Annotated in this window: 18 protein-coding genes; 14 read left to right on the top strand and 4 right to left on the bottom strand. The window is 61.4% G+C overall.

The features are described from left to right. Positions 1 to 149 precede the first annotated feature (149 nt). The 9 genes from EGN72_RS04070 (at position 150) to EGN72_RS04030 (ending at position 7,213) form a co-directional block, all read left to right on the top strand. Positions 150 to 356 carry a DUF6511 domain-containing protein gene (locus tag EGN72_RS04070; protein ID WP_127045374.1) on the top strand — a complete coding sequence of 69 codons (207 nt, stop codon included), beginning with the start codon at positions 150 to 152 and terminating at the stop codon, positions 354 to 356. Next, positions 353 to 1,123, top strand: coding sequence for a hypothetical protein (locus EGN72_RS04065; protein ID WP_127045373.1), 771 nt, complete (start codon positions 353 to 355; stop codon positions 1,121 to 1,123). Before EGN72_RS04070 ends, EGN72_RS04065 begins: the two co-directional genes overlap by 4 nt. After that, the gene (locus EGN72_RS04060; protein ID WP_127045372.1) at positions 1,120 to 3,441 is read left to right on the top strand and encodes an AAA family ATPase; all 2,322 of its coding nucleotides are present in this window, start codon (positions 1,120 to 1,122) and stop codon (positions 3,439 to 3,441) included. Before EGN72_RS04065 ends, EGN72_RS04060 begins: the two co-directional genes overlap by 4 nt. Before the next feature lie 337 nt (positions 3,442 to 3,778). Further along, a complete protein-coding gene (locus EGN72_RS04055) occupies positions 3,779 to 4,315 on the top strand; it encodes a hypothetical protein (protein ID WP_233587024.1) in 537 nt (178 codons plus the stop codon). Continuing rightward, the gene (locus EGN72_RS04050) at positions 4,312 to 4,512 is read left to right on the top strand and encodes a hypothetical protein (RefSeq protein WP_127045371.1); all 201 of its coding nucleotides are present in this window, start codon (positions 4,312 to 4,314) and stop codon (positions 4,510 to 4,512) included. Before EGN72_RS04055 ends, EGN72_RS04050 begins: the two co-directional genes overlap by 4 nt. Then, on the top strand, positions 4,505 to 4,891 hold the full coding sequence (locus tag EGN72_RS04045; RefSeq protein ID WP_127045370.1) for a DUF6362 family protein: 387 nt from the start codon (positions 4,505 to 4,507) through the stop codon (positions 4,889 to 4,891). The genes EGN72_RS04050 and EGN72_RS04045 overlap by 8 nt, the downstream gene beginning before the upstream one ends. A gap of 209 nt (positions 4,892 to 5,100) precedes the next feature. Further along, positions 5,101 to 5,508 (top strand): hypothetical protein, encoded by a 408-nt coding sequence (locus EGN72_RS04040; protein ID WP_127045369.1) that lies wholly within the window; start codon positions 5,101 to 5,103, stop codon positions 5,506 to 5,508. Between the two features lie 248 nt (positions 5,509 to 5,756). Next, the gene (locus EGN72_RS04035) at positions 5,757 to 6,989 is read left to right on the top strand and encodes a DNA modification methylase (protein ID WP_127045368.1); all 1,233 of its coding nucleotides are present in this window, start codon (positions 5,757 to 5,759) and stop codon (positions 6,987 to 6,989) included. Beyond that, positions 6,986 to 7,213: a hypothetical protein gene (locus EGN72_RS04030; protein ID WP_127045367.1), complete on the top strand. Its 228-nt coding sequence runs from the start codon at positions 6,986 to 6,988 to the stop codon at positions 7,211 to 7,213. Before EGN72_RS04035 ends, EGN72_RS04030 begins: the two co-directional genes overlap by 4 nt. Here EGN72_RS04030 and EGN72_RS04025 read toward each other — a convergent pair. Genes EGN72_RS04025 through EGN72_RS04015 form a run of 3 tightly spaced genes read right to left on the bottom strand, consistent with a single transcriptional unit; the run spans position 7,210 to position 7,968 of the window. Beyond that, entirely contained in the window at positions 7,210 to 7,428 is a 219-nt protein-coding gene (locus EGN72_RS04025) for a hypothetical protein (protein WP_127045366.1), read from the bottom strand. The genes EGN72_RS04030 and EGN72_RS04025 overlap by 4 nt on opposite strands. Before the next feature lie 5 nt (positions 7,429 to 7,433). Continuing rightward, complete coding sequence (locus EGN72_RS04020) at positions 7,434 to 7,673, bottom strand: hypothetical protein (protein ID WP_127045365.1); 240 nt, start codon at positions 7,671 to 7,673, stop codon at positions 7,434 to 7,436. Between the two features lie 52 nt (positions 7,674 to 7,725). After that, positions 7,726 to 7,968, bottom strand: coding sequence for a hypothetical protein (locus EGN72_RS04015; RefSeq protein ID WP_127045364.1), 243 nt, complete (start codon positions 7,966 to 7,968; stop codon positions 7,726 to 7,728). A gap of 124 nt (positions 7,969 to 8,092) precedes the next feature. On the opposite strand from EGN72_RS04015, the gene EGN72_RS04010 reads away from it, so the two are divergent. After that, entirely contained in the window at positions 8,093 to 8,689 is a 597-nt protein-coding gene (locus EGN72_RS04010) for a terminase small subunit, Nu1 (protein ID WP_127045363.1), read from the top strand. Beyond that, positions 8,574 to 10,502, top strand: a complete 1,929-nt coding sequence (locus EGN72_RS04005; RefSeq protein WP_233587023.1) for a phage terminase large subunit family protein — start codon at positions 8,574 to 8,576, stop codon at positions 10,500 to 10,502. Before EGN72_RS04010 ends, EGN72_RS04005 begins: the two co-directional genes overlap by 116 nt. Here EGN72_RS04005 and EGN72_RS04000 read toward each other — a convergent pair. Beyond that, a complete protein-coding gene (locus EGN72_RS04000; RefSeq protein WP_233587022.1) occupies positions 10,490 to 10,864 on the bottom strand; it encodes a GIY-YIG nuclease family protein in 375 nt (124 codons plus the stop codon). The two genes, EGN72_RS04005 and EGN72_RS04000, sit on opposite strands and share 13 nt — an antisense overlap. 17 nt (positions 10,865 to 10,881) lie before the next feature. Here EGN72_RS04000 and EGN72_RS03995 point away from each other — a divergent pair, with 17 nt between their 5' ends. Genes EGN72_RS03995 through EGN72_RS03985 form a run of 3 tightly spaced genes read left to right on the top strand, consistent with a single transcriptional unit; the run spans position 10,882 to position 13,596 of the window. Then, positions 10,882 to 11,097, top strand: coding sequence for a phage head-tail joining protein (locus tag EGN72_RS03995; RefSeq protein WP_127045362.1), 216 nt, complete (start codon positions 10,882 to 10,884; stop codon positions 11,095 to 11,097). An 11-nt stretch (positions 11,098 to 11,108) separates the two neighbouring features. Then, a complete protein-coding gene (locus EGN72_RS03990; protein WP_127045361.1) occupies positions 11,109 to 12,611 on the top strand; it encodes a phage portal protein in 1,503 nt (500 codons plus the stop codon). Between the two features lie 4 nt (positions 12,612 to 12,615). After that, positions 12,616 to 13,596 carry a head maturation protease, ClpP-related gene (locus tag EGN72_RS03985; RefSeq protein WP_127045360.1) on the top strand — a complete coding sequence of 327 codons (981 nt, stop codon included), beginning with the start codon at positions 12,616 to 12,618 and terminating at the stop codon, positions 13,594 to 13,596. Positions 13,597 to 13,717: the final 121 nt, after the last annotated feature.

Below are 13,717 nucleotides of genomic sequence, written 5' to 3'. Positions count from 1 at the left end.
GTGGGACGCTCTGTGCTGTCTGCCGGCAACCCACCCGTGGTTTTGGCTGGTTCGACCCGGTCCGTTCGAGACGGCCCCGGCCATCGGTCTGGTTCTGCTCAATGCCATGTCAGTCCTTCTGGACGCGATTGGCCAGGGAGCGTTTCGCCATGGTTGATCTCACCGAAGAAGAACGCGCCGCGATCACAGCCACCATGAAGCGCATGGCGCTGCTGATGGACGAGATCGGCTGGGGCACATCGCTGGCCAATCTCTCTGAGGCCCAGGTGCGCTCCCTGATCGAGGAAGCCGTCGAAGGCTTCCGGGAAGCCATGTCCGACATCGCAAAGGCGAACCAGCTGGAGGTGCCATTTTGACCTTGGACTTCAACCACAAGCCCAGCTTTGCCGACCGTGTCAATGAAGTTGTGGACAGCGCGCTAACGGCCGATCAGGCCACGCGGACGCCCCGCGATTATCTTGGAGGGTCCCGCCTCGGTCATGCCTGCGAACGCGCACTGCAATTCGAACTCACGGCAACACACAAGGACGATGGCAAGGACTTCAGTGGCCAGTCGCTGCGCATCTTTGCCATCGGACATGTCCTTGAAGACCTCGCTGTCGCCTGGCTGAGGCAGGCAGGGTTTGATCTCTTTACCCGCAAGGGCAATCGCCCTGATGGTGGTCAGTTCGGCTTCTCGGTCGCGGGCGGACGCATTCGAGGCCATGTCGATGGCATCATTGCCGATGGCCCCGATGGCTTCGAGCTTGGTGTTCCCGCTCTCTGGGAATGCAAAACCATGAACGCGAAGAACTGGCGGGCCTGCGTCAAGGACGGCGTGACCAAGTCGAAACCGGTCTACGCCGCCCAGATCGCGGTCTATCAGGCTTACATGGAAACGAGCGTGCCCGGCATCAGCACCGCGCCTGCGCTCTTCACGGCGATCAACAAGGACACAGCAGAACTGCACCACGAACTGGTGCCTTTCGATGCCGACCTCGCGCAGCGCATGTCCGACAGGGGCGTGCGGATCCTGCAGGCGACTGATGCGGGCGAGTTGCTGCCTCGCATCGTGACCACGTCCGACTTCTTCGAATGCCGCTTCTGTCCGTGGTCTGAGCGCTGCTGGGGGTTGCCCGTATGAGCGACGACAGCATCCTGCATTTCAACCCGTGGATGGACTTCAACGACGGCCCACCGTCCGAAAACCCTTTCGGCTGCGACCCTGACCCTCACCAGATCGCTGTGTTTCTCGACACTGTTTACAGCTGGTGTGAGGGGCTCATCCCGCTGAGGGGGTTTGTCGACAAAGGGCAAGGCCGAGATGGCAAACCGCATAACATCTGGATCTCCGCCGACGACACCGCGCTCGAGAAACTCGCAACCTTCGCAGCCTGGGCAAACCGCGAGGGCGCCGCTGTCTATGTTATCCCGGGCACAGTTGCCGAGCAGGGACAGGCCCGTGCCGCAGATGTTCTGCAGATGCAGGCCATTATTGTTGACCTTGATGCTGGAGACATTCCAGCCAAGCTCGAGCATATTACCCGCCACCTAGGAACGCCCACCGTCGTAATTGAAAGTGGTGGCCGTACGCCTGAAGGGGCGGCAAAACTCCATGTGTGGTGGAAACTGACAGAGCCGGCGGAGGGCGAGGACCTCGCCACCCTGTGCCGCCTGCGGGGCGAAATCGCCGTGAAGGTTGGCGGCGATACCCATTTTCGCTCGGCGCACCAGCCGATCCGGGTGCCGGGCACAGTCTATCATAAGCATGGGCACCAGCGCCTCGTGCAAATCCGTGAACATCGCGACGTCGAGATTGAGCTTTCGGATTTGGCCGAACGGGTCGCCGAAATGCCGCCACTGCCCGGTGTGGGCTTTGCGAGCGACACCATTTCTGCGCCATCCAAACCCGCACTAGAGGCCGTGTTGACGAGGCCTGTACGCGAGGGTGCTGCTGACGACTGGTCACGCTTTCAAGGCGCCAGCGCTGCTATCGGTCATTATGTTCGTCTGGTCCATGAAGGCCGCTTGGGTCCTTTGGAAGGCTGGGAAGCCATCTGCGGCTACAACGCTGCCATGCTGCGCCCGTCCTGGCCGCTGGACCGACTGCAGGCCGAGTCCGAGCGTCTCTGGGCGCTACATGTCAAAAGAAACGGCCCACCGCTCCTGCGACTGCCCCGTGCGGATACACCTGCCGGGCCATTGCCGGCCTTCAGTCTCGGCGCACTGCTGGATGATACCAGCCCGATGCCCGAGGACATCATTGGGCCACGTGTTCTGACGCCTGGCGGTCTTCTTGTGCTGGGCGGCGCGCCCAAGGTGGGCAAGAGTGATTTCCTGATTTCCTGGCTCGTGCACATGGCGGCTGGCGTGCCGTTCCTCGGCTTCACGCCGCCGCAACCGCTGCGCGTGTTCTATCTGCAGGCCGAGATCCAGTATCACTATCTGCGCGAACGCATACATCAGATAGCTTTGCCGGCCGCCGTCATTACCGCCGCGCGCGATACCTTCATCGCCACGCCAAAGCTGAAAATCCTGCTTGATGCAGAGGGCGTCGTCCGTGTGGCCGATGCTATCCGGGCCGCCTTTCCAGAGGCGCCGCCTGACGTCATCGTCATCGACCCGATCCGCAATATCTTCGATGGCGGCCCTGAGGGGGGCGGTGAGAACGACAACACCGCCATGATGTTCTTCCTGAGGGACAGGGTGGAGCCCCTGCGCGAGGCGGTCAATCCGGACGCCGGCATCATTCTCGCCCACCACACCCGGAAAGCGTCGAAGACACAGGTGAAGGAAGACCCTTTCCTTGCGCTCTCGGGCGCAAGTGCGCTTCGGGGTTTCTACACCTCAGGGCTTCTTATGCATCGGCCGGAGGAGGAGAGCAGCGCACGTCGGCTAGAAATCGAACTTAGGAACGGCCCCGCGCTACCAGGCAAGCTCATCGACAAGGTAAATGGTGAATGGGTCGAATTGAACCCGATGAACGAACGCCTGGTGCGGAAGGAAGTGGGCGCACGCTTCGATGCCGAACGCCTGCGCAAGCACGACGTCATCCTTGGCATATTGTTGGATGAGGCCGCCAGCGAACGCCTCTACACTGGAACGCAGTTCGCTGAGAGCTTCGAGAACCAGAGCGGTCTAGGCAGCAAGCACACGATCCGCGAGCGCCTCAGCGTGCTGGCGACCAAAGGTTTCGTGAAATTCCTGCGCGATCCGTCCGAGTTTGGTTACCCCATGACGCGGTCGCGATTTGGCTATCTCTGTGTCGAAGGCATGCAGTTCGGCACGCCCGTCGATCATGTCGATCCGGTCACTGGGGAGGTCACTACCGAGACCCGTCCGGTCCTGCCAAGTCACTTCAAATGCCCTCAGTCTGGGCTTTCTCTGCAGGTCGAAAACCCTACCGTCTGGGTCTACCCAGAGGGGGCCGAAGACGACCCATGTCATATGAGTGAGGCCTAACTCATATGATATCGGCATGTGTGAACTCAACAAAAACAATGGGTTACCGTGTGATATGTCTTCGGCGCCTATGTCATAGCCGAAGACTTCATGAAGTCATTTTATTAAATGATTTCAGTAAGTTGGCCGGCACGGAACAGTTGGGTGCTGAACCCCTATACTACGTATGGGGAGGCCACCCCCTGGGGTTGGCCTCTCCTCCCGTACGTCAGGCCCAATCGCGGGGTCCACCACGTCGTGCAGATTGCAATCTGATCCGACGACGGCGGCCGGTACCGCCAAGCATCAACCGCCGTCGCCTTCCACCCGAGCAGCCAACCAGAAGAGGAGGCCACACATGGCTAACCCGACTCTCGCTAAGGTCGATCCCGACGCAACCCTGAAAACTCCGGCACCCTTTCAGCCGGCCCGAACAACTCTGGCCCTTGATCTGGGCACCACCACTGGATGGGCGCTCTCCGGTCACGACGGCCTGATCACCACAGGCACGGCCAGCTTCAAGCCCGGTCGCTACGATGGCGGCGGGATGCGCTATCTGCGCTTCACCAGCTGGCTGACGGAACTCGACCGGCTGTCCGGTCCGATTTCAGCCATTTGGTTTGAAGAGGTCCGCCGTCATGCCGGAACAGACGCAGCCCACGTTTATGGGGGCCTGATGGCCTCACTGACCGCGTGGGGTGAATTGCGTGGCATTCCTTACGAAGGCGTGCCGGTCGGCACGATCAAGCGCCATGCCACAGGCCACGGCAATGCACCCAAGCAGGCAATGATCGCCGCGGCCCGCGCGCGGGGTTACAGTCCGGCGGACGACAACGAGGCTGACGCGATCGCCATCCTGCACTGGGCTCTGGAGAACCAGGTAGGTGCAGCATGAGGCTCTACCCAAAAGGCTACGGCGGCCAGCGCCGGGATCCGGAACAGGTGAAGCGCGAAGGTTGGCACGAACAGGGCTTACTGGCGGTTAGCGTCAACGACCAACGACTGACCTGGCCGGAGCGTGCGTTGGTCGAACAGCTTGGCGCAAAGCTTTATGGAAAACGCACAGTCGGTGGGGAGATGCGCCATGGCTGATCGCATCTGGACCGCCGAGGATGTTGCGGATCACTTCGAGGAAGCATTCCGCACCCTACGCAAGCTGCCGCCGGTAAAGGTGCAGGGATACTTCAACGCTTGGCCGCAGATCGTGCGGTCGGAAAAGGAGATCCTTGCGATGGAACCTGAGCCTATGCGGGTCTGGCCTTCGACCAGTGCCATTACACGCCTCGAGCAGACCTTCGACTGGGTACTGTGGATCGGCGAGGACGAACGTCGTCTGATCTGGTGGCGGGCAGCCCGTCGCTCCTGGAAAGATATCACCTACGAATTGGGCGTCGATCGCAGCACGGCTTGGCGGCAGCACAAGCTTGCGCTGACCAAGATAGCAGCCCGGCTAAATGCTGCAGTTGCATAAAGTGTTGCAACACTTTTCCTTTCGACGTTTGCAACAAATCCATGCTATCTGAAAGGCATGATGGGGAGAGTGCGTCGAGAAGACGTCTCTCCCCGTTTTTGTACGTGACGACGGCCATCTGCGTCTGGACCATCGCATAGACGATACAGTTGATCTGTTCTTTGCAGGCTGGCATCCAACCTACTGCTCTGGCATAAACTGCAAGAAGATTGGCACAACTCCTGCAGCCTAGATGGACGGAAAAAGAAAAAATGGTCAGCCCGCAAGCTCAGGTTTACTATAAGCGCACCGCCTACAGTCTTTACGCTGTGCTCGGTTTTTATGTAGTTGCCTTGGCTTGGCTCATATACATCAGCATCGTCGTCGGAGAGCTGCAAAATCCGATCGCGATTGTGTTGTGGGGCAGCCTCATCCTGTGGTGCGCTAGGTCTGTCCAGAAACTTTCCGCAAAAGCACGCAAATGGTCGATAGCCCTTTTCCTAATTCACATTGCTCTGGGTGTGTTTTACGTCGTTTTTCCGCTGATTTATGAACTTACTTTTCCTTTGCTTCTCGTAACAGTCATTTCGGGCTTTGGAGTGTTTAACGCTTGGAAAGCAGGGCGCGCATCTTTGTAAACAAAGTTGGCTCGATCTTTCTAAGTGCAGATGACATCTAGGTTTTTTACGGGTCCCTCCTGTTCGTGACTGTATTCGGGGGGGCGAGGCCCGAGGCTTTCCCAGTGACACCCCCAAAAATACCCGTTTCGCTTCGCTTTGAAGCGAACCCCAAGAAAACAAAGACCTGACGGCCTGACACAACCCGCCTGAACCGAAACGGGGATCCGACCCCATTTCGGTTCGAGTGCATCCTCAAGGACATCACCATGGACGTGGTCGACCTGCCGCTTGAGCAGATCATTCCCTATGCGCGCAACCCGCGGCGCAACGAGCAGGCGATTGCGACGGTCGCGGCATCGATCCAGGAATTCGGCTGGCGGCAGCCCATCGTCGTCGACGAGGCGATGGTTGTGCTGGCCGGGCACACGCGATTGGAAGCGGCCCGCAAGCTCGGCTTCAAGACCGCGCCTGTGCATGTTGCGAAAGGGCTGACGGTCAGCCAAGCGCGTGCTTTCCGGATCATGGATAACCGCTCCAGCGAGAACGCCGAGTGGGACAAGGACCTTTTGAACCTTGAACTGGCCGACCTGCTCGAGGCGGATTTTGACCTCGGGCTGACTGGCTTCACCGAGGATGAGCTGAACGCGCTGATGTCGAGCCTCGAGGAAGGCAACGGTCCGCAGGAAGGCGAGGACGATATCCCTGAAACCCCCGAGGATCCGATCAGCCGTCCCGGCGATCTCTGGATCCTCGGCAACCACCGGCTGCTCTGCGGCGACAGCACTGTCGCTACGGATGTTGAGAGGCTCCTTGGCACGGTCAAACCGCTGCTGATGGTGACCGATCCGCCCTATGGCGTGGAATACGATCCCAACTGGCGCAATCAGGCAGGTGCGGCCAAGACCAAGCGCACCGGCAAGGTGCTGAATGATGATCGTGCCGATTGGCGCGAGGCCTGGGCGCTCTTCCCCGGCGATGTCGCGTATGTCTGGCACGGGGCGCTGCATGCCGCCACGGTTGCCGAAAGCCTCGAGGCGGCGGGCTTCACGATCCGGTCCCAAATCATCTGGGCCAAGGATCGGCTTGTCCTGAGCCGGGGTGATTACCACTGGCAACATGAGCCCGCTTGGTATGCTGTTCGCAAGTCCGGCAAGGGCCACTGGGCCGGGGACCGCAAGCAGACGACGCTCTGGCAAATTGCCAACAAGGATCAGGACGAGAAAACCGTGCATGGCACTCAGAAGCCGGTCGAGTGCATGCGCCGGCCGATCCTGAACAACTCGAGCCCCGGGCAGGCCGTCTACGAACCATTCATGGGATCAGGGACGACGCTGATCGCGGCCGAGACGACTGGACGGGTCTGCTACGGCATCGAACTGAATCCGGCTTACGTCGATGTAGCAGTTGCACGTTGGCAGAAGTTCACCGGCAAACAGGCCGTGCTTGAGGGCAGCGACACCACCTTCGAGGCGCTGAAGGCGGAACTTGAGGCCGCATGAAGCAGTCCCGCCTCATGTCGCTAGCCGAGTCCTTCGCCAACGTGATCGTCGGCTATGGCGTCGCCGTCGTGACGCAGATCCTGATCTTTCCTGTGTTCGGACTGCAGACGACCTTGGGTCAAAACCTTGCCATGGGCGGGGTTTTCACAATCGTAAGCCTGGCAAGATCATTCTTGCTGCGTCGGCTCTTCGAGGCCATCCGGGTTGCGGGTGCGCGAGTTTAGATCAGGCCAATGCCTTTCAAGCAGGTCGCCACATCCACCAGTTGGAGAGTTGGCACCACAATCGTGATTGTGAAACTGTCGGCTGAGGTGCTGCAGTGAATGTCGCGCTCCTCCAGCAGGGCCAGTTCGATCTCGTCGAGAATAGCGGAAATGCGGGTGCGGTCAAAATGGTCGGGCAGGTTCCGGATGGTGAGCCGAATGCTGGTGGTTTCCATCGGTTTCACTCCTTGTGCTCGCCTTCGCGGAAGGCCGCGTTGATGATGCACTTCAGTCCATCGGCGTAATGCGTCAGCGTGCCGACATGGCCCCAGTGCACCTCGTCGGGCGTGATGTCGAAATGCTCGGCGCTCAGGGATTGAAGGCGGGCGAGCATGCTGTCGAACTCGACCTTGCGGGTCAGAAAGGCGCACAAAGCGGCGTCCCGATTGCAGCGGGCATTATCGTGCGTGGGTTCGAGCATTCGTGGGCCTTCTTTCTTTAGAGGTTTTGGGCGTTCATACGGGGTGAGTTGTTCAGGACGTGCGGTCACGATATCCGCGGTTTTCGAACACCATCTGCACCGTGTCGGCGTAAACCTCTGCCGCGAGGGGACCGGCCAGCCCCTTGGGCGAAGCGACGGCTGCGCGTTCCAAGGCGGCTTTCCAAAATACCGCGATGTCGCGAACCGTCGCCTCGCAAGGCACCCCGAACTGCGCGAGATATTCTTCGCGCACCCGGTGGAGAACGGACGGTCCGACAGAAAAGGCAGTTGGCATCCTAAGCCTCCTTTTGCGCGTCGCGGGTTGCGTCGCGTTAAGGTCAGGTTCGCTCTGTCGGGGTGATCTATCCAGTATAATCGAAGCAATAACATGGCTTTAATCGGGGATCTTCGATCATCAGATGGCGTCCGCAAGCCAACCCATCGGTGTGATTGCGCGTCTCCTCGATCTTTCGGAACGACGCGTGCAACAACTCAGCCGCGAGGGGGTGATCCCGAAGGCCGAGCGTGGGCATTACGATCTGGTGGGCTCGGTGCGCGGTTACGTGCGCTATCTGCGCGACCAAGCGGCGAGGGCCCAGGCCGGTGCGCCGGATTATGCGGCGGAACGGGCACGCTTCATCCGCGCGCGCGCCGATCTCGCCGAAATGGAGGCCGAAGAAAAGCGCGCCGCTCTGATCCCTGCGGACCAAGTCGAGGAGGCCTGGATCGCGGTGCTGGCCCTTCTGCGCACCCGGCTTCTGGGCCTTCCTGACCGGCTGGTGCCGCAAGCTTTTGAACAATCAACCGTCGGAGACACCCGGAACCTGATCCGTTCGGCCATCCGCGAGGTGCTCGATGATCTCGCAGAGCCAGACATTGAAATCGAAACTGACCCTGAGATTGACGGGCTCGCCGATCCTGAAGCGGACGGTGGTGAAGGCCCTAGCGGTTCTGAAGCCGCCGCCGGACCTGACGATCAGCGATTGGGCAGACCAGAACCGGCGGCTGAGTTCTGAAGCCAGCGCCGAGCCGGGCCAGTGGCGCACGAGCCGCGCCGAATACCAGCGCGGGATCATGGATGCGATCTCGGATCCGGCGGCCGAAACCGTCGTGATCATGTCGAGCAGCCAAATCGGGAAAAGTGAGTCGATCCTCAATATGGTCGGCTACCATATTGATCACGACCCGGCGCCGATCATGGTGGTGATGCCCACCGAGCGGGATGCGGAAACCTGGTCGAAGGACCGCTTCTCGCCGATGGCACGCGATACGCCTTGCCTTCAGGGCAAGATCGCTGATCCGCGTTCGCGGGACGGCAACAACAAGATCCTGCACAAGCGGTTTCCGGGCGGGCATCTGACTATAGTGGGGGCCAATGCGCCTTCGGGGCTGGCGAGCCGCCCGATCCGGCTGCTCTTGTGCGATGAGGTCGATCGCTATCCGTTCAGCGCAGGGGCTGAGGGCGACCCGGTCAACCTCGCGAAGAAGCGGACGGTGACGTTCTGGAACCGCAAGATCGTGCTGGTCTCGACGCCGACGAACAAGGGCGCCAGCAGGATCGAGGCGGCATTCGAGGAGAGCGACCAGCGTCGGTATTGGGTGCCGTGCCCGGCGTGTGGCGCAGAACAGTTGCTGACCTGGGGACAGGTGAAATGGGACAAGGACGAGAACGGCAGCCATCGCCCCGAAACCGCGCGCTACCACTGCGCCGACTGCGACGTCGCGTGGAAGGATGAGACCCGCTGGGCCGCGATCTCCAAGGGCCGCTGGATCGCGGAGGCACCCTTCAATGGGACGGCAGGCTTCCATCTGAACGAGATCTATTCGCCCTGGGTGCGGCTTGAGGCCATGGCCAAGGCGTTTCTATCGGCGCGCGCCGGTGGGGACGAGACGATGAAGACCTTCATCAACACCTCCCTCGGCGAGACCTGGATGGAAAGTGGCGAGGCGCCGGACTGGCAGCGCCTGCAGGGTCTAAAGGAAGATTGGCGTGCAGGCACGGTGCCGGCGGGCGGGTTGTTCCTGACTGCCGGGGTCGACGTCCAGAAAGACCGGATCGAGGTTGATGTTTGGGCATGGGGTAAGGGCCTGCAAAGCTGGCTCATCGATCACATCGTCATCGAGGGCGGCCCGGGCGATCCGGCGTGCTGGCAGAAGCTCTCGGACCTTCTTGGCCGGGCTTGGGCTCACGCCAGCGGTACGCCGATGACCATCGCGCGGCTGGCGATCGATACGGGCTATGAAACGGCGGCCGTTTACGCTTGGGCAAGACAGGTGGGTTTTGGCCAGGTCGCGCCGATCAAAGGTCTTGAGGGCTTCAATAGGGCAAGCCCTGTGACGGGGCCGACGTTTGTCGATGCGACGATCGCGGGCAAACGTCTGCGCCGCGGTGCACGGCTTTGGACCGTGGCAACATCGACATTCAAGGCCGAGACCTATCGCTTCCTGCGGCTTGATCCGCCGGAGGTCACCAGCCCGGCGGATGGGGAGCGGTTTCCTCCCGGCTTTCTTCATCTGCCGGGCTGGGTCGATGCCGAATGGCTGAAGCAACTGACGGCCGAGCAGTTGGTCACGGTCAAGAACAAGCGCGGCTTTGCCAAGCTCGAATGGCAAAAGCTCCGCGAACGCAACGAGGCCCTGGACTGCAGGGTCTATGCTCGGGCCGCCGCATGGATCCTCGGTGCCGACCGCTGGTCGGACGCTCGGTGGGAGGAATTGGAACGGCAACTTGCGGTGGTCACGGCCGTCACATCCGCAGCTCGTACTGTCGCATCAAGGTTCAAACCTGCGCCCCGGCGCAGGAGCGTGCGGTCGAGTTACATGGAGTGATCAGGACCAATGCCTTGCGCCGACAGGGCCAAGCGCCGGCGCAAGGGGCGATCATGCTTGAGATGCCATTCCCGGCGCATCGCCTCGATGCGGTCTGGCAATCGCTCGGCATAGATCAGGCACCACAAGTGCCCGCGCGTCGACTTTGCGCCTTTGCCAGAATTGTGTTGGTCGAGGCGCCGCTCAAGATTGAGGGTCCAGCCCACATAGGTTCGATAACCACGCGCGGTGGCGCTGCCGAGCACATAGACGAAACCGGCCCCGCCATCGCCATCAACGCAGCACTCGGATGGAATCGCAACGGTCGCTGGCGAGACGGTTGGTTCTGACACGAAAGCCTCCGGCTGCAGACGCAGCGTCACGATAGAGGGCGGGCATCATGGCATCAATCACGGACCTTCGCGCCCGGCGTGAAGCCCTTGCGGCACAGCGCGCCTCGGGCGTGGCACGGGTCAGCTACGATGGCAAGACGGTGGACTATCGCAGCCTTGCCGAGATCGACCGGGCTATCGAAGCGCTAGATCGCGACATCGCAGCGGCTGAGGGGCGGCGAATTGTGCGGCAGGTGCGCGTGACAACGGCCAAGGGGCTCTGAAAGAGATGGGGATGTTCGACCTGTTTCGCCGCCCCAAGCCTGGCGGCCCTGAAGCCATGCGCGCCCGGCTTGAAGGCGCGATGGCCAAGCGCCGCTTGCGAGGCTGGAACCCACCGCTCGAGAACATCAACGCCCTGGTCGCTTCTGGCGGACCCAAACTGCTGGCGCGATCGCGCGAACTGGTGGTGACCAACGGCTATGCCGCCAATGCCTGCGAGGCCTTTGCGGCTAACCTTGTTGGGGACGGTATCAAGCCGTCCTCACTCATTACGAATGCGGCTCTACGAGACCAGGTCCAGAAACTCTGGCTCGCATGGACAGACGAGGCGGACGCCGATGGTCTGACCGACTTCTACGGCCTGCAGGCCATGGTCGCACGCGAGATGTTTGTGGCGGGCGAGTGCTTCGTTCGCCTTCGGCCGAGACGGGCGGAAGACGGGCTACTGGTTCCCCTACAATTGCAGCTTCTGCAATCCGAGATGCTGCCCTTTGAGAAAACGGAAACGGATCCAAACGGCAACCGCATTCGCTGCGGTATCGAGTTTGACCTGATCGGGCGGCGGGTGGCCTATCACTTCCGCCGCCGCCATCCGGGGGACAGTACGGATCAACGGTTGGCCGTTCCTGACACCGTCCGCGTGCCGGCTGAGGAAGTGCTGCACATCTACCGTCCCATCGATGCGGGTCAGATCCGGGGCCTCCCGCATGTGGCACCTGCCATGGTGCGGCTCTTCCTGCTCGATCAATATGACGACGCTGAACTCGACCGCAAAAAGACCGCGGCGATGTTCGCGGGCTTCATCACCAAAACGGCCCCCGAAGACCCGATGATGGGTGAAGGGGCAGCTGATCTCGACGGGGCCGCCATTTCGAGCCTTGAGCCCGGAACGATGCAGGTGCTGCTGCCAGGCGAGGATGTGAAGTTCTCGAGCCCGGCCGATGTCGGTGGGGGTTATGAGGCCTTCCAGTACCGTACGCTGCTTGCGGTCTCGGCCTCGCTGGGGCTGCCGTATCACCTCGTCACCGGCGACGTTCGGCAGGCGAACTATTCGAGCCTTCGGGCCGAACTGGTCGAGTTCCGCCGCCGCATTGGCCAGTTGCAGCACGGGGTCATGGCGCACCAACTGTGCCGACCCATTTGGCGGCGATGGGTGGAAACGGCCGTGCTCTCGGGCGCGCTCAATGCTGATCCTGTCATCGCGCGGCCGGTGCAATGGATCCCGCCACGGTGGGATTGGGTCGATCCGCTCAAAGACATCCAGGCGCAGGTCCTGGCAATGGAAGCGGGTCTGACGTCCCGGCGCAAAGTCGTCGAGGCCACCGGCTACGACATCGAAGAGGTCGATCGCGAAAACGCATCCGACGCACAACGCGCGGCCGATCTGGGCCTGACCTATCGCGCCAGCCCCGGCGAAACGCAGGGGGCAAGGGCAACGCCCGTCCAAGAGCCCGACCCAAATTCGAGTGACGGACCGTCCGACAGTAGCGCGGGCCCCGACCTACAACAGGAGTGATCCCATGAAATCCTGGTACACGATCCGTGCCCGCACCTCGGGCACGGAAGTGCTGATCTATGACGAAATCGGCGCCTACGGCGTCACGGCAAAGGGCTTTCTGGCCGAACTCGGTGCGCTGCCCGATGATGCCGCGATCGATCTCCGCCTCAACAGCCCCGGCGGATCGGTCTTTGACGCGGTCGCCATTTACAACGCGCTGAAGCGCCACGCGGGCGACATCACCGTCTGGATTGATGGCATCGCGGCCTCGGCGGCAAGCTACATCGCCATGGCGGGTGACACCATCGTCATGCCTGAAAACGCCTTCCTGATGATCCATGACCCCTCGGGGCTGGTCATGGGCACGGCCGAGGATATGCGGTCAACGGCCGAGGCGCTCGACAAGGTGAAGGGCAGCCTGATCCAAGGCTATGCCGCGAAATCAGGCAAGGCCGACGATGAAATCGCCGCCCTGATGGCGGCTGAGACCTGGCTTGATGCCCAGGACGCGCTGGATCTCGGCTTCATCGACCGCATCGCCGAGCCGGTGAAACTCGCGGCGTCTTTCGATGTTGCCCGGTTTCGCAAGGCTCCCCCGGAAGTGGTGGAAGCGGCAAGTGAAGCAGAAGAGCCTGCGGCTACGGAGCCGCAGACCGAGGGTGTTGCAGACGCCAACACCCTGCCTGACTACGAACACCCGGCTGCGGAAACGCCAACCATGGCTGCAAGTGAGCCCGCAATGGCCGACGCTGCGGCCATCCGCGCCCAGGCAATCGCTCATGCACGCGCAGTTATCGACCTCTGCAGGCTCGCCGGTCAGCCTCAGATGGCTGGGCGCTTCCTCGAGGAGGACGCCGGCCTCGACGATGTCCGCAACCGTCTTCTGGCGGCAAAGGCCGAGGCAACCCCTGACATCACCGCGGCGCATGCCCAGCCCGGACGGGCGGCCACCACAAATCCCTGGGGCGAGGTCATCGCCCGCACCTTCAAGACGAAAGGATAAGCGTCCATGACTGTTGATTGCCACTGAGAATTGACCCGGCAGCGGCCAAAATTGTCACTGAGAATTGACCCATGTGCAACCTTGCCCCGGCTTGAACCAGCTGGGGGCATTTGGAGTGATC

It is taken from the genome of Pseudorhodobacter sp. E13, assembly GCF_003991405.1.
GTDB lineage: Bacteria > Pseudomonadota > Alphaproteobacteria > Rhodobacterales > Rhodobacteraceae > Pseudorhodobacter.
This window is presented reverse-complemented; position numbering and strand designations above follow the sequence as displayed.